Below are 23635 nucleotides of genomic sequence, written 5' to 3'. Positions count from 1 at the left end.
ATAACGTATTGCTTTCTGATTGAATTAATCAGAAAAAATAAACGATTATTAACCTTCGTAAAATGTTAATTGAGAATTGAGTATATAATTTGGAGGTGCATTTGATGCGACATAAAAATCAAGAAGATTGAATTGGTTATTTATCTCATCATTCAAAATTGGAATTCCTATTTTAAGAATTTCAGAAGCCAAAAAAGTAATTGGTATAAGTTTCTGAATTTTGACAATTTGCTTTTCTACAACTTTGTCTGAAGATGAAATATCCTTGCAACAATCATCTTTCTTTTTACTTTTTTCGCAATGAGATGATTTTTTTTTAGCAGCACAACAAGATTTAGAAGTTTCTGTTTCATGAGAATTATTATCCAAATGATTCAATTTTACTTGCTCTACAACTCCTTGACATAAATGCATAGAAAATGCGTAGCTAAGATTCGAAAAAATCAAAACTAGCGACAAAACATACTTTATGTACTGTTGCATTTTCATATTGGACAAAAATAAACAAAAATTCAAAACAAACCGAAGAGAAAATTTATATCATTTTACTATTTCTTTATAGAATTTTCAGTTATTTTTTTGGTTGTAATTAAAATAAAGTAATAAAATCCATCATTTCTCTAATAATCTTCTCAGAAAATAGAATTAGTGATTAAAGCTGTAAGATTTTATCAAAATATACCTCAATAATCATTAAATTTGTATTTAAATTAAAGAACACACAATTAATTATGTCAGAAGATATTTTCAAGAAAGTAGTTTCTCATGCGAAAGAATATGGTTTCATCTTTCAATCAAGTGAGATTTATGATGGATTATCAGCCGTTTACGATTATGGTCAAAACGGAGCTGAGCTAAAAAACAACATCAAACAATATTGGTGGAAAGCAATGGTACAAATGCACGAAAACATTGTCGGCATTGATTCTGCTATTTTTATGCACCCTACTACTTGGAAAGCTTCAGGCCACGTTGATGCGTTTAATGATCCTTTAATTGATAATAAAGATTCTAAAAAACGTTACCGCGCCGATGTTTTAATTGAAGATCATTGTGCTAAAATTGAAGGTAAAATTGAAAAAGAAGTTGCGAAAGCTGCAAAACGTTTCGGTGAAGCTTTTGATAAAGATCAATTTATTGCAACAAATCCTCGTGTCGTTGAATATCAAAACCAAATCAATACGATTTTAGGACGAATGGGAAAATCTTTGGAAAACGAAGATTTAGACGATGTAAAGGCTTTAATTGAAGAATTAGAAATCGCAGATCCTGTAACTGGTTCTAAAAATTGGACAGAAGTTCGTCAATTCAACTTGATGTTCGGAACAAAATTAGGAGCAACTGCAGATCAAGCAATGGATTTATATTTGCGCCCAGAAACAGCTCAAGGTATTTTCTTAAATTACTTGAATGTACAAAAATCTGGACGTATGAAATTACCTTTCGGAATTGCTCAAATTGGTAAAGCTTTTCGTAATGAAATTGTAGCACGTCAATTTATTTTCCGTCAACGCGAGTTCGAACAAATGGAAATGCAATTTTTTGTAAAACCAGGAACTGAATTAGAATGGTACGAAAAATGGAAAGAAACACGTTTACGTTGGCACCAAACTTTAGGTTTAGGTAATGATAATTATCGTTTTCATGATCACGAAAAATTAGCGCACTATGCAAATGCTGCTGCTGATATTGAGTTTAAATTCCCATTCGGATTCAAAGAATTGGAAGGAATTCATTCTCGTACAGATTTCGATTTGAAAGCACACGAAAAACATTCAGGTAAAAAAATACAATATTTCGACAACGAAACAAATGAATCATACACACCTTACGTTGTAGAAACTTCTGTAGGTTTAGATCGTATGTTCTTGGCTGTTTTCTCAAATTCATTAAAAGAAGAAGTTTTAGAAGATGGATCTGAACGTGTTGTTTTAGCTTTACCAGCTGCATTAGCACCAATTAAAGCAGCTATTTTACCATTGGTTAAGAAAGATGGTTTACCAGAATTTGCAGAAAAAATTGTAAAAAAATTACGTTTAGACTACAATGTAACTTACGAAGAAAAAGATTCTATTGGAAAACGTTATCGTCGCATGGATGCAATTGGAACTCCTTTCTGTATCACTGTTGATCACGATTCATTAAACGATAATTCTGTTACTTTACGTTACCGTGATACAATGGAACAAAAACGTGTTAACATTGATGAATTGGCACAAATTATCGATAAAGAAGTAAACATGAAATATCTATTTGAACAATTATAAAATAATAATTTTTCGATATAATAATACGAAAGCTCAAAAAATATTTTGAGCTTTTTTTATTTTTATTAATTTTTTTAACAATTTGGCAAAGCTTTTGATTTTAATAGGAAATATTAATCTAAAAATAAAAAATTATGGGCTTTATTATTAATCTTTTGGTATCAGCTTTAGTTGTTTTCGGGCTTGCTAATATTTTACCAGGAGTATCTGTAAAAGGATATGGTTCTGCAATTATCGTTGCAATTGTTATCGGTCTTTTAAATGCTATTGTAAAACCAGTTTTAAACTTTATTAGTTTACCTGTAACAATTTTAACATTAGGATTATTTTCTTTCGTGATTACAGCTATTATTATTTTATTAGCAAGTGCAATCATGGGAGATAGCTTCCATGTTGATGGATTTTGGTACGCACTATTGTTCGGTATTGTCTTAGCAGTTGTTAACTCTTTAGTTGGAGGAATGATAGGTGACTAATATTTACAAATTACTATAATACATAAAAAGGCTCTTTCTAAGAGCCTTTTTTATTATTTTTATACTTTTCTAATGCTTTTTCTAACCGTGTTTTAATTCTTTTTTTAACCAATCTTGGTGCTAAAATTTCTATTTCTTCACCAAATCCTAAAAGCTCTCTTTCGAGCTCAAAATTATGTACAACTTCTATTGAAAATAAAGTTCCTTCATCAGTCTCTTCCAATATTTTTTGTGTTGCGTGAATTGGTTTAGTTATTATGTAAGGCGCTAATTTTTTATTCACACGAAAAACAACTCGCTGCTCTCTAACATTTACACTTTTCGTTACACCAATAGTGTTATCATAATACGTATCAAAATCAATTTCCAATTCATCAACAAAAGGTTCATTTGCTAATTCATAAAACTCAACGATTCTGTCCAAAGCCAAAGTATACAAAACTTTATCTTTTCTAGATTTAGCCAATAAAAACCAACGATTTCTATATTCTTTTAGCAAATATGGATAATATACTTGTTGTTTTGGTTCTTGATTTTTTGATTTGAACGATTGATATGAAACCAACAAAGGTTGTTTCTTTATAATTGCTTGGTACAATCTATTCAAATGCTCCAATCCTTTTAATAATGGATTTTCTTCGTACTGAATATAATTTGGTTGTTGATGAGTTTGCTTGTATAAATTATTTTCTAGACGAGTAATAATCTCATTCATATCATCGAAATAATTAAAACCATTCAATTGTTTCATTACGGAAATAACTTCTTTCATTTTCTCTAAATCAGTAGACGAAACAGGCGAATTATGAATCGAATAATCATGATCTTCGTATTCATAAAACTTTTTTTCTCGAACAACAATTGGTGCATTATACCCCAATTTATCACTTCGCATCACTTGTATATCACCCTGAATTGTACGTTTCGAAACTCCAGAAGTTATTCCTTCATATTCATACAAAGCTTCTGAAACTTTCTCAATTAAATCTTCTAATGTCCATTTTCTGAAATGGTTTTGAAGACATTTATCGATCGTTTGATAACGTATTAATGCAATTTTATTGGTTGCAGAATGGCTTTGTCGATTTATGATTTGCCAGCTTCTCATTATTTTGAACAACACGATTCATTAAAAGAAACTTTGCTAAAAAGTACAAAATTTGGTGCAGGACATGGTTTTCATGGACAATATAAAGCCGAACATCAAATTTTGGATAATGCGAAATTCGAGACAAATTCATTTATTAAGAATTTGAAAGATAAAGCATGGTCGCAATTAGGATCTTCTGGAGGAGGAAATCATTTTGTAGAATTTGGATTAATCGATTTCAAAGAAGATGATGAAAAATTAAACATCAAGAAAGGTTCTTATTTAGCTTTATTAACACATTCTGGATCGAGAGGTTTTGGTGCTACAATCGCTGGACATTATACCAAAATTGCAAAAGAAATTTGTAAACTTCCATATCAAGCAAAGAATTTAGCCTACTTAGATTTAGATTCTGCCGAAGGACAAGAATATTGGATTGCGATGAATTTAGCTGGAGAATACGCTTCGGCTTGTCATGAAATTATTCATCAAAAAATTTCAAAATCAATTGGAGCAGAAGTTTTAGCGAAAATAGAAAATCATCATAATTTTGCTTGGAAGGAAATTTATAATAACGAAGAAGTTATTGTTCATCGAAAAGGTGCAACGCCAGCTTCTAAAGATACAATGGGAATTATTCCAGGTTCTATGACTGCTCCAGGATTTTTGGTTAGAGGAAAAGGTGAAGAAAACTCAATTAATTCTGCCTCGCATGGAGCTGGGAGAGAAATGAGCCGAACACAAGCTATTAAATCATTATCTCAGAATAAAATCAATGATTATTTGAATGATTTCGGAATTACATTAATTGGAGCAGGAAAAGATGAAGCACCAATGGCTTACAAAGATATTCACGAAGTAATGGCTGCGCAACAAGATTTAGTGGATGTTGTAGCAACTTTTACACCTAAAATGGTAAGAATGGCGAATGATGGTTCGAGAGAAGATTAAAAAAACCCTGAACAAATATTGTTCAGGTTTTTTTATGTTTTAGTTCAGTTAATTAAATCCAATCTTTTGGATGTTTTAAAACATCGACCAATTTATATTCTTCCGAACCTTCTTCTGGCTGATGATTATAATGCCATTGTACATGTTTTGGTAAACTCATCAAAATAGATTCTATTCGACCATTAGTTTTCAAACCGAATAACGTTCCACGATCGTGAATTAAGTTAAACTCCACATAACGGCCTCTTCTAATTTCTTGCCATTCTTTTTGTTCAGCTGTATATGTTTCATTTTTATGTTTTTCAACAATAGGAATATAAGCTTCCAAAAATGAGTTTCCAACTTCTGTTACAAAATCATACCATTGTTCAACTGTTTTTTCTGGAGTTGGCTTTAAATAATCAAAGAATAAACCTCCAATTCCACGCGCTTCTTCACGATGAGCATTCCAAAAATATTTATCACATTCTTCTTTATATTTCAGATAAAAAGAAGGATCATGCAAATCACAACTTTTTTTACAGATTGTATGCCAATGTACAACATCTTCTTCATCTAAATAATATGGTGTTAAATCTTGTCCTCCACCAAACCATTGATCAACAATATTTCCTTCTTCATCATACATTTCAAAATATCTCCAATTTGCATGAGTTGTAGGAATATGCGGACTTTTTGGATGAATAACTAAGCTCAATCCACAAGCAAAAAAATTCCCAGATGAAACATTAAAGGCTTTTCGCATTGCTTCGGGTAATTCTCCATAAACTTTTGAGATATTAACACCAGCTTTTTCAAAAACAGCTCCGTCAGTTAAGACACAAGAAAGACCTCCGCCTCCTTCTTTGTGCTCCCATTTATCTTTTATAAATTTTACCTTACCGTCAACTTCTTCAAGTTTGGAAATAATTTTATTTTGTAAGTTTTGTATATATTGAAAAAATTGATCTTTCATCATAAAAATTTTTACAAATATAGAATGATTGGCGACGATTCGAAAGAAGATTACTAATTAACTTCTCACAAATACGTATTGAAAAGCAACTTTTAGAATGGTTTTTGTAGGTTGTCCTTCATTATTCATTGCTGGGATAATTCTATATTTACCTATTCTAATTCTATCGTTTAACCTAAACAAAGACTTTTCTATAATATCTTTCGTATACTCACTTCCATCAAAATTAGAAATAGAAATTACGCCATTTTCACCAAAAATAAAGTTAAATTTAGCTTTAAGATGGTAATTTGTAATTAATTTTCTCGACCTTAATTCCATGTTTAGCATCTTATAAAAATCTTTTCTAAAATTTTGTTTAAAGCATTCATTTAATTCTTCATTTTCCTTCTGTTCCAATTTTTTACAACTTAGATACACCAAAGGAGCTTTTATAGAACCTTGTGAAAACAATAACACATTAATGCTAACAAAAATTGAAAATAAATATTTCTTCATCTTGTTAAAATTAATACATATTACTTCATAATATTATCGCTAATAACTATTGAATATTATAATTTTATAAATTATATTTATTAAATAAGTTTTACTAAAAACCTGAAATTATAAATTCATATAACTAATAAACAATATGTTAAATATTTAAAATCATTTAAACGATTTACTTTTAATTCAAATCAATACTTAATAGAAAAAGTTATTAACAATATTATTCACAAAAGAAATCTTTCTATACATTTGCAGCAGAAATTTTATAAAACAAAATATAAATGTCACAAAACGGAATTCCATCAGTTAATTTAGCAGACTTTTTATCTGATGATCCTACAAGAAAACAAAAATTTGTCAACGAAATTGGTAAAGCATACGAAGAAATAGGATTCGTTGCTTTGAAAGGACATTTTTTATCTGACGAATTAGTTGAAAATTTATATAAAAGCGTTCGCGAATTTTACGCTTTACCTACAGAAACAAAACAGAGTTATGTAATTGAAGGAATTGGAGGTCAACGTGGTTATACAGCTTTCGGAAACGAACATGCAAAAGGTAGAACAGTTGGCGATTTGAAAGAATTCTGGCATTTTGGACAATATTTATCTGAAGAAGATAAAGCAAAATACAATTATCCAGAAAATGTTAATGTAAAAGAAGTTCCTGATTTCAATACTTATGGAGAAGAAACATACAAACAATTAGAAAAAACAGGAGTTTACGTTTTGCGTGCACTTGCTTTATTCTTAGGTTTGGATGAATTTTATTTTGATGATAAAGTAAAAAACGGAAACTCTATTTTAAGAGCAATTCACTATCCTCCTATCACAGAAGAGCCTAAAGATGCCGTTCGCGCAGGTGCTCATGGTGATATAAACTTGATTACATTATTAATGGGAGCGCAAGGTCGTGGATTACAAGTTCAACGCCACGATGGAACTTGGGTTGATGCAATTGCTGCTGATGACGAATTGGTAATTAATGTTGGAGATATGTTATCTCGTCATACAAACAACAGATTGAAATCGACGATTCATCAAGTGGTTAATCCAGAAAAAGAATTATGGGGAACATCTCGTTTTTCTATTCCATTTTTCATGCACCCAATTTCTGAAATGGACTTATCTGTTTTAGAAGATTGTGTTACAGAAGAAAATCCAAAACAATTTGAAGATATTACAGCTGGAGATTTTTTAACGCAGCGTTTAAGAGAAATTGGTTTAATTAAATAAACCATATTTAATCTATTATTTCATAAAAAAAGAGAGTTGATTATTCAACTCTCTTTTTCTTTTTACATCCCTTTTACGTACATATTGTAATTAAAAATATCTAAACATAACAAGGTATATTTATAATCATTTTTATTGATATTAACTTCTAGAATAGGATCAGAATTATAAAATCTTATTTTCAAATTATCATTTTTATCTAACAAAAGATAAATAGATGAAATTGTTGGACGAATATCTTTCATCCATTTTCTCAAAGATTCGGTAGAATCTTTAATCCGTTCGAACTTTTGAAAATAATCTTGAAAAAAATTCTCCAAACGTTGCACTTGTGTCAAACGATCTAGCTCTCGATACAAATCAATGAAAACACATAATTTTTCACGTTTTGGACAAACACACGGATATGGATGTTCGTTATTATAAAACCATCTTTGCCACTTTTTACAGCTCGTTTCCTCTATTGCTTTCTCAAATTCATTTTCATATTTTAAGAGCCACCAATTCATTCGGCAAATTCGCAAATTACCTTTAGAAAGTTGTAAAAGTTCGTCTATGTATGCACTAACATTTAACATAAAGTAGAAAAATTTGAGTAGTGCTAATTTACAATATTTCTATTGAAATTTAATGTTTTAAGAATAATTTTTCAAATTTCAGCACTTTAAATTGTTCATCAAATAAGAAGTTATAAAAGATCATTTTTTCGTTCATCACTCTATTTTTCATTTGTACATTTCGAACTGGAATTAAAATATTGAATTGAAATTTTTTATTTTTCTGAAAGTGATTAACAGCCGCATAATATATTAAATTATACCACGTATCTATTGGCGAATAAATTCCATAAAAATCAGGATACAATTCATCTGCCTCATTTTTGTAAATATTTGTAATGCTATATTGATCAATCTCAAATTTAGTTGAACATTTATAAGCTGATAATTTATTACAAAAAGACAAATCTTGTTCGTATTTCACTGAATCTAATTTTAAACCGAATTCATCCATTTTATAATCCTCAAATTTATTAATCGTAGGATCTAAAACAATTTTCTTGAACGGAAGTTCTATATTTTGATTTTGAACATCTTGTAAAATGGTATCATAAATTTTTAATCGAATTTGATTTATATCAACTTGCTGTGCTTCGACAAATAATGCAGCATGCAAGAAAAAAACCAATAAAAAAAGTCTCATTTTTGTATTTTTGGTTTAAAATTTGTTTATAGCTATTTTAGAAATTATAATATTTGAAATCAAATTTAGTTTAAAAGATTTTAAATAGTATAATTTTAATATCTTTTCATAAAATAAATGTTAAATTATGTTAAAATATGGTTTTACGTAATTTAATTATAACTACTATTGTTAAGTTTCAATAAATTAAAATAAAAAAAAATATCCGATTAAAAACGGATATTATAAATAATATCTATATATATCATAAGAAAAATCTTTTACTATTCTTCAAAAAAAGACATAAAAGTTAGACATTTGCAGTGTCAAATAATTTATTCATAGATAGTAAGACAAAGAGTAACAACGAGTATAACGAAATGGATTTATGAAGTTTGAAATTACTCGCACTCTTTTTACTTTTTAGAGTTTTTTATAGTAGTTTAGGTTGGTTAGTAATCCGTTCATTTTGAACGGATTATTTTTTTGTTATAACTTTTCGATAAAATCTTTTAATAAACTATATACTTTTTCGGAATAACTTAGATCCAAACTTTCTGCTGTATCATTCGGATCATGATAAAATCCTTTTCCTCCTAATGTATAAATAAAAAATGACGGAACTCCTTTCAAATAAAATGGACAATGATCGGAATTACATGATTCTCCTCTTATTTTAACTTCTCTAATATAATTCTTTTTTTGATTTAACTGCGTTAATTTATCAAACTTATTTTTAAAAATTTTACCATTTACAACTTGAATTCCTTGATCGCCTGCACCCATAATATCCAAATTGACTAAAAATTTAATTTTATTTAATGGAAAAAATGGATGATTTACATAATATTCAGCGCCCAAAATTCCAGCTTCTTCACCAGCAAAAGCCATAAAAACTGTTTTATAATTAGGTTTATGTTTAGAAAAATATTTCATCAAAGTCATCATCATTGCTGTTCCGCTTGCATTATCGCTTGCTCCTGGAAAAATCGTGGTTCCAACTTTCCCCAAATGATCATAATGTGCAGAAATGACAATAACACTATCGTTGTTTCTCCCATCAATATAACCAATAATATTATTAGCTTTGAAAGATTTATCAAAATATGAATCAATAGAATAATCGTTTATTTTTAAGTTTTTAGAATAAAATTTATCCGAAATGATAAATTCTGATATTGAAGATTGTCGCTGACTAAGACTTGATGTTAATTTATGGGATGTAAATCTGAAAATTGCTCGATTTTGATTATCATCTTTCTCATAAATATTCGCCCATTGCTTATAATATTTCTGAATAGAATCTACAGAAGTTTCTAAAGGAGGTAAAATAATGTGTTTTCCTCTTTGCTGTTCCTCATCTTTTACAATAAAATTTCTTGTCTTATCTTTCGATTGAAAAGATTCAAGATATGTTTTTGTATCAAAAAAATAGAAAGGTAAATTGGTTTTAGAAATTGACTTAGAACTTGGTTTAACAATAAAATCAATTCCATATTTCAATTCTTTTCCATTTATTTTCAATTTTGCATCTTTTATAATGTTAATCGGAAAAGTAAATGTTTGTTCATAATTTTCAGTAAAAGGTTTCGTTCCTTTTTTTTGAAATTCGGATTCTAAATAAATTCCAGCATTCGTCATTCCGTTTTCTACATAACCTCGTCCAGCAAACGAATTAGATGTAAGCGAATCTAAAACCGTTTTAAAATATTTCTGATCAAAGGTTTGTGCATTTACAGTTGCAGAACAAGAAATCAAACCGAATAATATCAATTTTATCTTTAGCATTTTAGTTATTTTATCGTACAAAAAATATTATAGTCTATATTATTATGATTTTATCAATAAAAATCAATTATATATAAAGAGTTTTTAACAAATTTAAACAATCTTTAAAAATCAAATCGAATTAAGACTACTATAAATTTTATATATTGCGTTATTAAGTTATCAAAATAAAAACAACAAATCACAATTAAATGAAAGAAGTCGTAATCGTTTCAGCTGTTCGTACAGCAATGGGATCTTTTTTAGGAAGTTTATCTAAAGTTCCCGCTACAGAGTTAGGTGCAACAGCTATTAAAGGTGCTTTAGATAAAATCAATTTAGATGGATCTTTAGTTGATGAAGTATATATGGGAAATGTTTTGCAAGCTGGAGAAGGACAAGCTCCTGCAAAACAAGCAATGATAAAAGCAGGTTTACCAAACACAATTCCTGCAACAACTGTGAACAAAGTATGTGCTTCTGGAATGAAAGCTGTAATGTTCGCTACACAAGCTATTCGTTTGGGTGATGCTGATATTGTAGTTGCTGGAGGAATGGAAAATATGTCTTTGGTTCCTTTTTATTCTCCAAATACTAGAACTGGACATAAATATGGAAACACTGTTTTATTAGATGGGATTGTAAACGATGGTTTACAAGATCATTATAGCAAAGAAATGATGGGACTTTTTGGAGATACTTGTGCGACTGAGTTCAATATTTCTCGTGAAGAACAAGATGAATTTGCAATCAATTCTTATAAAAAATCTGCCGCTGCTTGGGCTGCTGGAAAATTTGAAAACGAAGTTGTTCCTGTAGAAATTCCACAACGCAAAGGAGAACCAGTTATTTTTAAAGAAGATGAAGAATATAAAAATGTCAACTTTGATAAAGTTCCAGGTTTACGCCCTGTTTTCTCGAAAGAAGGAACTGTAACTGCTGCAAATGCTTCTACAATTAACGATGGAGCTTCTGCATTAGTGTTAATGTCTTTGGAAAAAGCAAATGAATTAGGATTGAAACCTCTTGCTAAAGTTGTAGCTTATGCTGATGCTTCACAAGAACCTTCTAAATTTACTACTGCTCCAACTAAAGCAGTTGAAAAACTATTAAAAAAAGCTAATATGACAACGAATGACGTTGATTTCTGGGAATTCAATGAAGCTTTTTCTGTTGTCGGAATTGCAAATACAAAACTTCTTAACCTAGATTCTTCTAAAGTTAATGTAAATGGAGGTGCGGTTTCTATTGGTCATCCACTTGGAAATTCTGGATCAAGAATTTTAGTTACATTATTAAATGTTTTAGAACAAAATGGAGGAAAAATTGGGTGCGCAGCGATCTGTAATGGAGGCGGTGGAGCATCAGCAATGATTATCGAAAAAATCTAATACACAATAGATTTAAGTAAAAAGCGTCTACGATTTTTGTAGGCGCTTTTATCTTTTTGAAATTGATTGACTTTAAAAAAATATCAAAAACATTCTACATTTATTATAATTGGCTTAGAAACCTTTTCTATATTTGTTGAATTGAACAAACACTTTTGTATGGAATATTTAGAATTTGAACAACCTATCAAAGATTTAGAAGAACAGTTAAAAAGCTGTCAAATTGTCGGCGAAGGAAGCGGTGTTAATATCAAACAGGCTTGCGTTGAAATTGAAATTGCAATTGAAAATAAAAAGAAGGAAATTTATGGTAATTTAACACCATGGCAACGTGTACAATTGTCTCGTCATCCTTCTCGTCCTTATACTTTAGACTACGCTTACGCGATTACAGATAACACGTTTATCGAAATTCACGGAGATAGAACTTTTGCAGATGATAAAGCAATGGTCGGTGGTATGGGAAAAATCAATGGTCAAACTTTTATGATTATTGGTCAACAAAAAGGTAAAAACACGAAAGAAAGACAATATCGTCGTTTTGGAATGTCTAACCCTGATGGTTACCGTAAAGCATTACGTTTAATGAAATTAGCAGAAAAATTTAATATTCCTGTTATTACATTAGTCGACACTCCTGGTGCATATCCTGGATTAGAAGCGGAAGAGCGCGGACAAGGTGAAGCTATCGCGAAAAACATTTACGAAATGTTAAAACTTACTGTTCCTATCATCACCATAGTTATTGGTGAAGGAGCTTCTGGAGGAGCTTTAGGAATTGGTGTTGGAAACAAAGTTTTCATGTTAGAAAACACGTGGTATTCTGTAATTTCACCAGAAAACTGTTCAACTATTTTATGGAGAAGCTGGGACTACAAAGAACAAGCTGCTTCGCAAATGAAGTTAACAGGACCTGATATGTTAGAATTAGGATTAATCGAGGATATCATTAAAGAACCTCTTGGTGGAGCTCATTACAAACCAGAAGTTGCTTACACAAACTTGAAAAATAAAGTTTTAGAAACATACGATGAATTGAAAAAACTTTCTCCAAAAGAATTACAGACTCAACGTCAAGAACGTTTTATTAAATTCGGAGAATTTTCAGGATAATACAATTTGCAATAACTATTATTGTTAGTATACAACTTTAAAACGAGATATAAAAATTAGTTATATCTCGTTTTTTTATTTAATTTTGAAAGTCTTATGGAACAAGCGAATTATAATCCCGAAACATCTGCTAAAAATCACAATATCATTGGTTTAGAGAAAGGTAAACTTCCTCCACAAGCTGTTGATTTGGAGCAAGCTGTACTTGGTGCGATGATGATCGATAAAAAAGGATTAGATGAAGTCATTGATATTCTTACTCCACAAGTTTTTTATCGTCCAGAACATCAAGCAATCTATGCTGTTATTCAAAAATTATTTAACGATTCTGAACCAATTGATTTATTAACTGTTTCAAATGAGTTGAAAAGTGAAGGCAAATTAGATCGTGTTGGTGGTGATTATTATTTAATTCAATTAACGCAAAAAGTTTCTTCTTCTGCTCACGTAGAATATTACGCGCGTGTCATTCAAGAAAAATACATTCTTCGTCGTTTGATTGAAATTTCCAATCAAGTTATCGAAAAATCTTACGATGATACAGCCGATGTATTTGATTTATTAGATTATTCTGAAAGTAAACTATTCGAAATTACTGAAGGCGGTATTAAACGTAGCTATTCTGAAGCAAGAGATTTAGTTACCGAGGCGATTGATAAGATTAAAGCTCAATCCACAAAAGAAGGAATGTCTGGTTTATCTTCTGGATTTACAGAAATTGACAAAATTACTTCGGGTTGGCAAGAATCAGATTTAATTATCTTAGCTGCTCGTCCTGGTATGGGTAAAACAGCTTTTATCCTTTCGATGGCGAAAAATATGACCGTGGATAAAAATATTCCGGTTGCTGTTTTCTCATTAGAGATGTCATCTGTTCAGTTAATTACACGTATGATTTCTGGTGAAACTGGAATTTCTGGTGAAAAATTACGTAAAGCAAAATTAGCCGATCACGAATGGAAACAATTATATACAAAAGTAAAAGGTCTTGAAAATGCACCGCTTTACATTGATGATACGCCTGCCCTTTCCATCTTCGATTTAAGAGCAAAGGCTCGTCGTTTAGTTTCTCAGCACGGCGTTAAAATGATCTTGATCGATTATTTACAATTAATGACAGCTGGAGGAAAAGCAAATGGGAATCGTGAACAAGAGATTTCGATGATTTCACGTTCCTTAAAAGCAATTGCAAAAGAGTTAAGCATTCCTGTAATTGCACTTTCTCAGCTATCTCGTTCCGTAGAAACTCGTGGAGGAAGCAAACGTCCTTTACTATCAGATTTACGTGAATCTGGAGCGATTGAGCAAGATGCCGATATCGTTTCGTTTATTTATCGTCCTGAATATTATAAATTAGAATATTGGGATGATGAAAGTGAACCTTGTGCTGGACAAGCCGAATTTATCATTGCAAAACACCGTAATGGTGCGCTAGAAAATGTACGTTTACGATTTATTAATGAACAAGCTAAATTTACAGATTTAGAAACTTCATTTGGTGGAGATTTCGAAATTCAAAGTTCGATGAATGATGGTTCTCAAGAAATGGGAAGCGCTATGAATTTATCTGCTATTGATCCTTCTGATGCTTTTGGTGATTTCGGTGGAGAATTTACAAGTTCGATGAATAACGATGATGATAATTTACCATTTTAAAATATAAAATATTTTATTCCTTTTATCATCAGATTTTATTTTTCTTGTAATAAAAACTCACAATTGTATTTATTTAAAATAAATCTAATACCTTTTATTGCTCAATAAAACTAAATAATCAACAAGATTTAGTTTTATTCAACAAACTATCAGTTTTATTTATCCTAAAAATTTTGTTAGGAACAAGAATTGATACAACTTTGTATACATTAAATAAAGAGTGAAATGGCAAGTTCAATCAGAACATTAAATCCTGCTACAGGTAAAATCGAAAAAGAATTTCAAGCCTACACAAGCGAAGAAATCAATCAATATATAGACGAGGCAAACGAATTATATCAAAAATGGCGATTCGAATCTTTCGAAGAAAGAAAAGCTGTTATGAAACGTGTTGCAAATGAAATGCGCAAACAAAAAACAAGATTAGCTGCTTTGATTACAACAGAAATGGGAAAACCATTACATGAAAGCGAAATCGAAATTGATTACAGCGCAAATATTATCGAATATTATGCCGATAACGCAGAAGAATTCTTAGCAAATGTTCCATTACAAACAGAAAAAGGAAATGCTTATGTGGTTTCGGAACCGATTGGTGTTTTATTAGGTGTCATGCCTTGGAATTTTCCTTTTTCTCAAATTGCTCGTTTTGCTGGTCCGCATATTATGGCTGGAAACACAGTAGTTTTGAAAACTGCTTCTAATATTCCACAATGTGGTATCGCTTTCGAAGAGATGTTTACAGCTGCTGGTGCACCAAAAGGTTTATACAAAAATTTATTGATGTCAGGTAAAGACACAGATAAAATCATCAATAATCCAAAAATTGTTGGTGTTTCTTTAACTGGTTCTGAAGCTGCTGGTGCAGAAGTTGCAAGTATTGCAGGTAAAAATGTAAAACCTTCTGTTTTAGAATTAGGAGGCTCTGATCCAATGATTGTTTTGAATGATGCAGACATTGAGAAAGTAATGAACGGAACAATTAACGGTCGTTTACGTAATGCTGGACAAGCTTGTACTTCTTCGAAACGTATTATTGTACAAGAAGGTATTTACGACGAATATTTGAACAGAATTACTGACTATGTAAATGGAATGAAAGTTGGTGACCCTACACAAGCAGATACCAATATGGGACCAGTAAGTTCGGAAAGTGCGTTAGAAAAATTATTGGATCAAATTAATGATTCAGCGAATAAAGGAGCAACAATTGTTTCAGGAGGAAAACGTATTAATCGTGATGGTTTCTTTTTGCAACCAACAATTTTAACAGATTTGAAACCTGGAATGAAAGCCTATGACGAAGAAGTTTTTGGTCCTGTGGTTTGTATTTGGAAAGTGAAAGATATAGAAGAAGCAATCAAAATTGCGAATGATACACCTTACGGACTAGGTGCTTCTATTTATACAGAAGATGTTCCAAATGCGGAGAAAATTGCTCGTAGAATAGATTCTGGAATGGTTTACGTAAACAAACAAGTTTCATCAAGCCCAGATTTACCTTTTGGTGGAGTAAAACATTCTGGTTATGGACGTGAATTATCTAAAGCTGGAATTTTAGAATTTGTCAATAAAAAATTAATCATGATTGCGAAATAATCATCCAATGATTAATCAATATGATATAAAAAAATGCAACTTAATAAGTTGCATTTTTTATTGAATAAATCCTTGTTTTTGCTCCATTTGGTCAATTTTGAAAAGAATTAAATCACGCATAATTTTTGCTCTATTTTTTGCTTCATTAGCAATATCTCCTTCAAAATTTTCGTCAATTATTCCGAACCACAATTCTATCCAACGTTCGAAATGGTGAGGTTTTAATTTTTCTTTCTGACTCAAAACCAAATGTGTTCGCATTGGCCAACCTTCAAAAGTTGCTTTTCCTAACAAAACAGTTTCCCAAAACTGAATCATATGTGGCAAATGTTCGTCCCAATTTACCTTTGCAACTTCCGAAAAAAAGTAACCAATGACATCATCTTTTTGCACTTTATCGTAAAACATATTCACCAATAAAGCAACATCTTCCGAAGTTTCGATATCTTTTTTCATTAAAACAAATTTACAAAGAACTTAATTCAATTCATCAATGTTTTTAATCACGAAAAAATGCAGTAATTTTACAGTCTCATAAAAATAAATACAATTGGATAGCAATAGACAACAAAAAGTAAGTAAATTATTTCAAGAAGAATTAGCAGAAGCTTTTAGAAAATGGGCTGTAAAAGAATTCCCAGGAAATTTGATTAGTGTTACAGAAGTAAAAGTAACACCAGATTTGAGCGTTTCTAAAATCTATGTAAGTATTTTTCCAAGTACACAAAAAGACGAAATTTTCAAAGAAATAAAAGTTAATACACCATTATTTAGAGGTATTTTATCAAAAAGTGCTTCTAAACAAATGCGTATTACACCAGAATTAATTTTCATTTTAGACAATTCTTTAGACGAAATGGATAAAATAGACAAAGCGTTAAGAGGAGAAGGAAATAATCCAATCTTATAATGAGAAACATTTCACTTTACATTGCGAAACGCTACATTTTTTCGAAAACAAATACAAACGCTGTAAACATTATTACATCGATTGCTGTTGGCGCTATTTTGGTTGCGACAGCAGCTTTGTTTATTATTTTATCAGTTTTTTCGGGTTTAGAAAAAATGAATTTAAAGTATTATAGTAATGTAAATCCTGAAATAAAAATTTCTCCCTCGAAAGGAAAAGTATTAGATAGTTTGACTTTTGTTGTAGATCAATTAAAGCAACAAAAAGATGTCAAAGCTTTTTCTAAAATCATCGAAGAAAAAGTCTACATCGATTACAAAGGAAAGCAAGATATTGCTTATCTAAAAGGTGTTGACCAAAATTTCACCAATGTTACACGTTTAGATACAGTTGTTTATGGTGGTCAATATTTAGATTTTACTCGAAATGATAATTTTATTGTTTCAAATGGAATTGCTGAACGTTTACAACTTTACATAGATCCTATAACTCCAGCAGATTTGATGATGCCAAAAGCTGGAACAGGATTAATAAAACAAAAAAGTGATGCTTTTACTCGTAAAGATGCTTACAGCGTTGGTGTTTTTATTTTGAATGAGCAATATGATAAACATATTTTCACCACTTTAGGTTTAGCTCAAGAATTATTATTATTAAACGATAATCAATGCTATTCGATTGAAGTAAAAACAACGGGTAAAAAATCATTTAATGAAGTAAAAAGTCAACTTCAGAAAGCATTAGGTTCTAATTATAAAATAGAAACGAGACAGGATTTAGATTCAGCTTTCTTGAAAGTTATGAACATGGAAAACCTAATTAGTTACCTTATTTTTACGTTAGTCATTATCATTGCATGTTTCAATTTGGCTGGAACAATCATCATCTTGATATTAGATAAAAAGAAAGAAATCCAAACAATGTATAGTTTTGGATTATCAAGAAAAAATATTAGAAACATCTTTTTTCAAACAGGTTTTATTATCACATTTATTGCAATGGCTACAGGTTTGTTAATCGCATCAGTTATTGGTTTATTGCAAATAAATTTTGGTTTGGTTATGGCTTCGCCAACTGTTCCGTTTCCGTTTATCTTTTCTGTCGAAAACTTTGTTGCGGTTGTTGTGACTGTTCTTGGATTAGGAAGTTTAGTTTCGTGGATTGTTTCGAGACAAGTGAAATAAAAAATATAAATCAAAATATAAAAAAAACTTGAAGATATCTTCAAGTTTTTTTTATGTCTTAATCCCACCTATTCCAACGAATATAATTTGGTTTTGAGAAGTCGAAATCCATTAATTGATAATCTCTATTGTCAAGTAAATTTGTTTTAATTAAATTATTTCCTTGTCCTGGAATTGACGGATAATAAGACAATGAAAAACGAATATTATTGAAGACGAAATAATCATTTGTCAACATTACGCCTAAGCTAAAACGTGAATAAATTGGATTATCATTCAGTATAAATTTTTTATTATCTCCAATTGCTGCTACCATAGCATTGAAAAATGGCGAAATACGAAATCCTAAAAACTCATAAGGCGTATAAGATTGTAACTGATATTCGAACATTAATTTTTGCTGACCAGTTAATTCTCTTTCCGATTTAAAACCAGCCATTCCTAAATAATCATGTTCATGAAGAGAGAGTTGATCCGCTGGAGAATCTAAACGATTGTGTCCTAAAAGATAATTGGTTTTCATAAAATTTCTGAATTTCCATCTTCCCCAACTAATCAATTTAGCCATATACTGTAAATCAACAGATAACGTTTTTTGCTCGTATTTACTTTTATTAAAAAATCCTCCAAACTCTATTCCAAATCCCCAAAAACCAGTATTTAGAAAACCTCCAGCAGAAGCTTTTGCGCCGAGATAATAACGATCAGTTTTACGAATATTTTGAACTCCTCCTATTAATCCGAACGATTTTCCAATCGCAATATCTTCATCAATATCATAATTAAAAATATATTTTGTTTTGATATATCGTCTTGATGAAATTCCTATTCCTACTAAATAGTTTCGTTGATCAGAAAAGAAATTGACAGGATCATTTTCTCTTGTTGGAGCTTCGAGATAAGAACGATCGTAAAATCGTCCTGAAACAATGAAATTTGTAATATTTTCAGAATGTCCATTATCTATTCTAAATGCTCTTGCTAACCAATAATCTTGGAAATTATATTTAAAAGAATTGTCAACTAAAATAGGTTTCTCAAAATCTAACGAATCTCTAAAATAGACTTGTCCAACCGAAACTCCTCCTGCATAATGAGCCAATGGCGAATAAAAAGGTCTAACAAAACTGATTGATTTTGTATAATGATTATCCTCATTTTTGAAATAACGCACATTACCCATAATTCGAGTTTGGGCTATATTAGGAACAGTGTAATTGAATTGATACAAGGAATTTCCTGTTTTGTAATTATGCCGATAACGATTATCAAACACATGTCCTAAACCTAAAAAATTTCGTTCACGAATTCGAATTCCTGCTTTAGAGCTCGAAATTGAACCTGTAACAAACATACTCCAAGAATCAATGGAATTCACGTATAAATCAACCGAATCATTTCCTACCTCCTCTTCCTTTATTTCTACACGACGAATAGAGCGATTGGTACGAATTAAACGCTCGGATTCTGCTGCTTTTATAGAATCATATCTATCGCCTGGCTTTAAAAGCATATTTTGTCTCAACACAAATTTTTTAGATTTTGTGTGCAATGTATTTCCAGCTCTTTCCACCCACTTTGTAGGTCTTCTTGTTGAATCTTTTAAAGAATACCCAAAAGGATCTTGTGTATTATAATAAATGTTTCGAATTATTTTACCTTGATATTTTCCATCACCGACACTATTATTAGGCTCAATAGGAAAACTCGTAGGTTTTTTCTTAAATAATAATTTTTGATAAAATTTTCGAAATTTAGAATGATTTTTATTCTCAATTTTAATTGTATCAATCTTGATACTATCTTCTTGAGCATTAACAATAATAGATAAACTAAAAAATAGTAATCCAAAAAAAAGTAACAGTATGTATTTTTTATTAAGCACAAGTCAAGTTATAAAAGTCTAACGGCTTTTACAAATCTAGTTTTCCAATAATTTTCGTCAAGCGAAGAAATTATTACACCTTTTGAAGTTGATGAATGCACAAAAGTAATTGATCCATCGTTATTTATGTTTTCAACAATACCTACATGAGAGATTGAATTACCGGAAGTATTAAAAAATATCAGATCTCCAATTTTAACATTTTCAATCTTAATTTCTTTTCCATATTCTGCTTGATCACTAGAACGACGAGGCAATTCTAAATCCAATTCCTTAAAACTTACGTAAACCAATCCAGAACAATCAAAGCCTTTATTGGTAGTTCCTCCATACTTATATGGCGTTCCTATATAAGATTTTGCAGTTTTAAGGATTTTATTTACATCACGAGGAGCACTAACATCAGTATTTTTAGAACGATAAACTTCTGTAGATTTTGAAGAAGTGTAAACTTTTTTAGAATCCGTTTTCTTATAAGAAGTTACTTTACTACTTCCACATGACGTCAAAATGAAACTTGTGATAATAATTGTTGTAAGATATATAAGCTTCTTCATTGTTGTTTAGGTTTATTCTTAGTTATCCAACGAATAAATTTACTAAATATTATTTTGCATCACCTCTGTTAACAATTGTTTAGCTCTTAAAAGTCGAACTTTAACATTTGGTAAAGACAAATTTAGTTCCTCAGCAATCTCTTTATAAGTTTTGTCTTCAATAAATCTCAATTCGATAATTTTTTGATAAGGCTGTCTCAATTTAGCAATTGCTTTTATTAGCTTATCATTATCTTGTTTTAAAATTAGATATTCTTCTGGAGAAGGGTGATCTTCTAAAATTTCAAGAAATTTTGTTTCATCATCAAGAGAAATATTGAGTTTTTGAGATTTTCTGATATGATCTATCATTGTATTATGCGCAATAGAAATCACCCAAGTTGTAAAATCAAAATCTTCGTTGTATAATTTCAATTTTGTAAAAACCTTTGTGAATGTTTCAATAGCGATATCTTCGGCTTCTTCTTCGTTTTTGATTTTAGAAAATACATAATGATGAACTTTGTTCCACAAAACCTCTATCACTGCATTTTGAGCGTTTCGTTTCCCTTTTTTAGCTTCTAAAATAATATCTTCTAATGTCATTTAATAAATCAATTCCTATAAATATAAAAAAATATATGGTAAAAAAAAAAGCTCCAATATAATATTGAAGCTTAAAATATGTAGACCCACAGGGATTCGAACCCCAACTAGCGGCACCAAAAACCGATGTGCTACCGTTACACCATGGGTCTGTTTAATTTTATTTCAATTTTTACAATTATTTTACTTAACTAAGTTAGATAAAAATGCCTCAACAATTGCTTATCGAGGCATAAGACTTTTGTAGACCCACAGGGATTCGAACCCCAACTAGCGGCACCAAAAACCGATGTGCTACCGTTACACCATGGGTCTATGTCTTAATTGCTGTGCAAATATAGAAAGGTTTTTTTATTCTCCAAAACTAATTTTACAAGTTTTTAGCTAAAACAGACGTTTACTAGGATAAGATATTGAAAATGAATTTTAAAAAACAATTAAATTTTTTACATTTTTTTTATTAAATCTTCATACGAATGATTTCATTCTTAAATTTACGTTTCAAATCTTGTCCACAATCAAAAATCATTTGTTCATTTGAAGGAAAAGGGACAGGTCTTCTATCTAACATATTCAAATAATCTCGATCCAATGAACGGCGATCGCCTTTATAATTTCCATAAAAATCTGTAAAGATAAATTGGCTTACTAAAGTTTTAGATTCCATTTGTTGTTCTCTTTGATTATCTATTAAATAATATCTGGCAGTGATTGCAGCTTCTTTGATTCGTTTAAATTCTTCGAAACGACTTTTTACAATAATATTACGATCGACCATTACTGTTTTTCCATCTTTATCTTTTACAACTTTTCCATCTTGTACCAACTCTTCTTTTCCGTCTACAATTGTTTTTTCAAAATTATGAACTTCAATTTTTTCTCTTTCAGGTGAAACATTTATTGTTTCAAAACTTAGTTGAATCACATAATCATAAGAGCTATTTAGTTTTCCTGTATAAAATTCTGTCCATCTAGAATCCAATCCATATGAATTAAAATCTAATAAATCTCTTTCTAACATTTTTGGAATAACAACTTCAGTTTCATTTATCAATTGTACTAAAACTTTATACATTCCTTTGCTTCGTGCGCTACTCATTAAACTTCTTGTATCCTTGAAATTTGAATAAACTGTTTCTAACAATTCAAATTTTTGATAAGCTGTTTGTGCATTCAACTTCCCTCCTTGATCAAGAAATGATTTTCCGTCATCATACAAAAACTGAGCGTATTTCTCTTGAATCGTTTTATAAGCAGAAGAATAATCTTTAATCTTAAAATTATAATTTTTTCCATTAATCATTCTTCCATTAATTCCAGAAATAGTTTTCTGTCTTTGTTGTAATCGAGAAATTATTTGATAAGCTTCCTCGTATTTAGAAGAATTTGTAAGTAATTCTATTTCTTTTAATCTATTTTCGTCTGCTTGCTGTCCTTTTTGATAAGCTTCAAAAATTAAAGGAACATATTTTATTCCATTTTTTTCTGACGGATTTTTGAAATAAGCTTGCGTAGATTGCTCAAATGCTTGTTGAAAGTTTCCAGAAATCAAAGCGGTGCTTGCTGATTTATAGGAATTACAATTTGTAAGGAAAAGTAGAGAAAGAGTAAAAACAAGTAATTTTATTTTCATTATAGTTGAGTTTTTGTTGTTTTTAAGCAAAAAGAAAGCCAAAATAATTTGGCTTCTTTTTTACTTTTATAGATTATGTATTATTCAGTGAAATTGATTGAATTATCTCCTAAAGATGCTATTCTAACCAAAGATTCAACTCTAATATTTTCATTCAACAATCTTTGACGACCTTCCTGAAAAGATTTTTCGATAATGAATCCCATTCCCAAAAGATTTGCTCCTGCCTGTTTTATTAAATCTTCGACACCTAATGCAGCATTTCCGTTTGCCAAGAAATCATCAATAAAAATAACATTGTCATCTTCATTTAAAAATTGGCTACTTACACAAACATCATAAGTTCTGTCTTTGGTATAAGAATAAACTTGTGAAGTATAGAAATCTGCCATTGTTTTTGGCTTCGCTTTCTTCACGAAAACGACTGGAAGATTTAATTCTAATCCTACCATAATTGCTGGAGCGATACCGCTAGCTTCGATTGTGATGATTTTATTTATTTTTAAATCTGAAAATCTTTGTACAAATTCAGATGCAATTGCTTTCATCAGAACAGGATCCATTTGGTGGTTGATAAAACTATCAACTTTTAAAATTCCGCCATCGAAACTTTTTCCATCCTTCAAAATTCTTTCTTTTAAAAGTTCCATTAATTTAATTTTTTAAAGTTTACATAGAAAAAAAGCCAGCACATTCGCTGGCTTTAATAT

At 30.2% G+C, this 23635-nt stretch carries 22 protein-coding genes, 2 tRNA genes and 1 pseudogene; 10 read left to right on the top strand and 15 right to left on the bottom strand.

What is annotated here, in order from left to right; genetic code table 11:
- Positions 1 to 48: 48 nt before the first annotated feature.
- Positions 49 to 483, bottom strand: coding sequence for an HYC_CC_PP family protein (locus tag ACMHJW_RS10180; RefSeq protein WP_413533302.1), 435 nt, complete (start codon positions 481 to 483; stop codon positions 49 to 51).
- A 248-nt stretch (positions 484 to 731) separates the two neighbouring features.
- Between ACMHJW_RS10180 and ACMHJW_RS10175 the strand changes: the two genes are divergently transcribed.
- The gene (locus ACMHJW_RS10175; protein WP_413533301.1) at positions 732 to 2267 is read left to right on the top strand and encodes a glycine--tRNA ligase; all 1536 of its coding nucleotides are present in this window, start codon (positions 732 to 734) and stop codon (positions 2265 to 2267) included.
- 134 nt (positions 2268 to 2401) lie between these two features.
- Positions 2402 to 2743 (top strand): phage holin family protein, encoded by a 342-nt coding sequence (locus tag ACMHJW_RS10170; protein WP_413533300.1) that lies wholly within the window; start codon positions 2402 to 2404, stop codon positions 2741 to 2743.
- A 37-nt stretch (positions 2744 to 2780) separates the two neighbouring features.
- On the opposite strand, the gene ACMHJW_RS10165 is transcribed toward ACMHJW_RS10170, so the two are convergent.
- The gene (locus ACMHJW_RS10165) at positions 2781 to 3851 is read right to left on the bottom strand and encodes a helix-turn-helix transcriptional regulator (protein ID WP_413533299.1); all 1071 of its coding nucleotides are present in this window, start codon (positions 3849 to 3851) and stop codon (positions 2781 to 2783) included.
- Between ACMHJW_RS10165 and ACMHJW_RS10160 the strand changes: the two are divergent.
- Positions 3804 to 4784, top strand: a pseudogene (locus ACMHJW_RS10160) (RtcB family protein); the annotation flags it as partial. The gene ACMHJW_RS10165 and the pseudogene ACMHJW_RS10160 overlap by 48 nt on opposite strands.
- Before the next feature lie 52 nt (positions 4785 to 4836).
- Here the strand turns inward: ACMHJW_RS10160 and hemF are convergent.
- On the bottom strand, positions 4837 to 5739 hold the full coding sequence (gene hemF, locus ACMHJW_RS10155) for an oxygen-dependent coproporphyrinogen oxidase (protein WP_413533298.1): 903 nt from the start codon (positions 5737 to 5739) through the stop codon (positions 4837 to 4839).
- Positions 5740 to 5796: 57 nt separating this feature from the next.
- The gene (locus ACMHJW_RS10150) at positions 5797 to 6237 is read right to left on the bottom strand and encodes a hypothetical protein (RefSeq protein ID WP_413533297.1); all 441 of its coding nucleotides are present in this window, start codon (positions 6235 to 6237) and stop codon (positions 5797 to 5799) included.
- Between the two features lie 275 nt (positions 6238 to 6512).
- Here ACMHJW_RS10150 and ACMHJW_RS10145 point away from each other — a divergent pair, with 275 nt between their 5' ends.
- Positions 6513 to 7466 (top strand): isopenicillin N synthase family dioxygenase, encoded by a 954-nt coding sequence (locus tag ACMHJW_RS10145; protein WP_413533296.1) that lies wholly within the window; start codon positions 6513 to 6515, stop codon positions 7464 to 7466.
- Positions 7467 to 7528: 62 nt separating this feature from the next.
- Here ACMHJW_RS10145 and ACMHJW_RS10140 read toward each other — a convergent pair whose 3' ends face one another.
- From ACMHJW_RS10140 to ACMHJW_RS10130, 3 genes are all read right to left on the bottom strand, one after another.
- Positions 7529 to 7975: a hypothetical protein gene (locus ACMHJW_RS10140; RefSeq protein ID WP_413533295.1), complete on the bottom strand. Its 447-nt coding sequence runs from the start codon at positions 7973 to 7975 to the stop codon at positions 7529 to 7531.
- Between the two features lie 118 nt (positions 7976 to 8093).
- Positions 8094 to 8666 (bottom strand): hypothetical protein, encoded by a 573-nt coding sequence (locus ACMHJW_RS10135; RefSeq protein ID WP_413533294.1) that lies wholly within the window; start codon positions 8664 to 8666, stop codon positions 8094 to 8096.
- Between the two features lie 468 nt (positions 8667 to 9134).
- A complete protein-coding gene (locus ACMHJW_RS10130; RefSeq protein WP_413533293.1) occupies positions 9135 to 10433 on the bottom strand; it encodes a M28 family metallopeptidase in 1299 nt (432 codons plus the stop codon).
- A 191-nt stretch (positions 10434 to 10624) separates the two neighbouring features.
- Here ACMHJW_RS10130 and ACMHJW_RS10125 point away from each other — a divergent pair, with 191 nt between their 5' ends.
- From ACMHJW_RS10125 to ACMHJW_RS10110, 4 genes are all read left to right on the top strand, one after another.
- Positions 10625 to 11803 carry a thiolase family protein gene (locus ACMHJW_RS10125; RefSeq protein ID WP_413533292.1) on the top strand — a complete coding sequence of 393 codons (1179 nt, stop codon included), beginning with the start codon at positions 10625 to 10627 and terminating at the stop codon, positions 11801 to 11803.
- A 159-nt stretch (positions 11804 to 11962) separates the two neighbouring features.
- Positions 11963 to 12916 carry an acetyl-CoA carboxylase carboxyltransferase subunit alpha gene (locus ACMHJW_RS10120; protein ID WP_413533291.1) on the top strand — a complete coding sequence of 318 codons (954 nt, stop codon included), beginning with the start codon at positions 11963 to 11965 and terminating at the stop codon, positions 12914 to 12916.
- Positions 12917 to 13012: 96 nt separating this feature from the next.
- A complete protein-coding gene (dnaB, locus tag ACMHJW_RS10115; RefSeq protein WP_413533290.1) occupies positions 13013 to 14572 on the top strand; it encodes a replicative DNA helicase in 1560 nt (519 codons plus the stop codon).
- Between the two features lie 225 nt (positions 14573 to 14797).
- On the top strand, positions 14798 to 16171 hold the full coding sequence (locus ACMHJW_RS10110) for an NAD-dependent succinate-semialdehyde dehydrogenase (protein ID WP_413533289.1): 1374 nt from the start codon (positions 14798 to 14800) through the stop codon (positions 16169 to 16171).
- A gap of 57 nt (positions 16172 to 16228) precedes the next feature.
- Here ACMHJW_RS10110 and ACMHJW_RS10105 read toward each other — a convergent pair whose 3' ends face one another.
- Positions 16229 to 16627 (bottom strand): group III truncated hemoglobin, encoded by a 399-nt coding sequence (locus tag ACMHJW_RS10105; protein WP_413533288.1) that lies wholly within the window; start codon positions 16625 to 16627, stop codon positions 16229 to 16231.
- Between the two features lie 94 nt (positions 16628 to 16721).
- Here ACMHJW_RS10105 and rbfA point away from each other — a divergent pair, with 94 nt between their 5' ends.
- Positions 16722 to 17081: a 30S ribosome-binding factor RbfA gene (gene rbfA / locus ACMHJW_RS10100; protein ID WP_135836665.1), complete on the top strand. Its 360-nt coding sequence runs from the start codon at positions 16722 to 16724 to the stop codon at positions 17079 to 17081.
- Positions 17081 to 18265: an ABC transporter permease gene (locus ACMHJW_RS10095; RefSeq protein WP_413533287.1), complete on the top strand. Its 1185-nt coding sequence runs from the start codon at positions 17081 to 17083 to the stop codon at positions 18263 to 18265. The genes rbfA and ACMHJW_RS10095 overlap by 1 nt, the downstream gene beginning before the upstream one ends.
- A gap of 58 nt (positions 18266 to 18323) precedes the next feature.
- On the opposite strand, the gene ACMHJW_RS10090 is transcribed toward ACMHJW_RS10095, so the two are convergent.
- From ACMHJW_RS10090 to xpt, 7 genes are all read right to left on the bottom strand, one after another.
- A complete protein-coding gene (locus ACMHJW_RS10090) occupies positions 18324 to 20150 on the bottom strand; it encodes a hypothetical protein (RefSeq protein ID WP_413533286.1) in 1827 nt (608 codons plus the stop codon).
- A gap of 8 nt (positions 20151 to 20158) precedes the next feature.
- A complete protein-coding gene (locus ACMHJW_RS10085; RefSeq protein ID WP_413533285.1) occupies positions 20159 to 20707 on the bottom strand; it encodes a C40 family peptidase in 549 nt (182 codons plus the stop codon).
- Positions 20708 to 20749: 42 nt separating this feature from the next.
- A complete protein-coding gene (locus ACMHJW_RS10080; protein ID WP_413533284.1) occupies positions 20750 to 21292 on the bottom strand; it encodes an RNA polymerase sigma factor in 543 nt (180 codons plus the stop codon).
- A gap of 81 nt (positions 21293 to 21373) precedes the next feature.
- A tRNA-Gln gene (locus ACMHJW_RS10075) sits at positions 21374 to 21444 on the bottom strand.
- 92 nt (positions 21445 to 21536) lie between these two features.
- A tRNA-Gln gene (locus tag ACMHJW_RS10070) sits at positions 21537 to 21607 on the bottom strand.
- 145 nt (positions 21608 to 21752) lie between these two features.
- On the bottom strand, positions 21753 to 22925 hold the full coding sequence (locus ACMHJW_RS10065; protein WP_413533283.1) for a hypothetical protein: 1173 nt from the start codon (positions 22923 to 22925) through the stop codon (positions 21753 to 21755).
- 80 nt (positions 22926 to 23005) lie between these two features.
- Positions 23006 to 23575 (bottom strand): xanthine phosphoribosyltransferase, encoded by a 570-nt coding sequence (gene xpt / locus ACMHJW_RS10060; RefSeq protein WP_413533282.1) that lies wholly within the window; start codon positions 23573 to 23575, stop codon positions 23006 to 23008.
- Between the last annotated feature and the right edge of the window lie 60 nt (positions 23576 to 23635).

The sequence above is a fragment of the Empedobacter brevis genome (assembly GCF_965118635.1).
In the GTDB taxonomy this organism is placed as follows: domain Bacteria; phylum Bacteroidota; class Bacteroidia; order Flavobacteriales; family Weeksellaceae; genus Empedobacter; species Empedobacter brevis_A.
The sequence above is the reverse complement of the archived record's forward strand: the minus strand, read 5'-3'. Positions and strand labels throughout refer to the sequence as shown.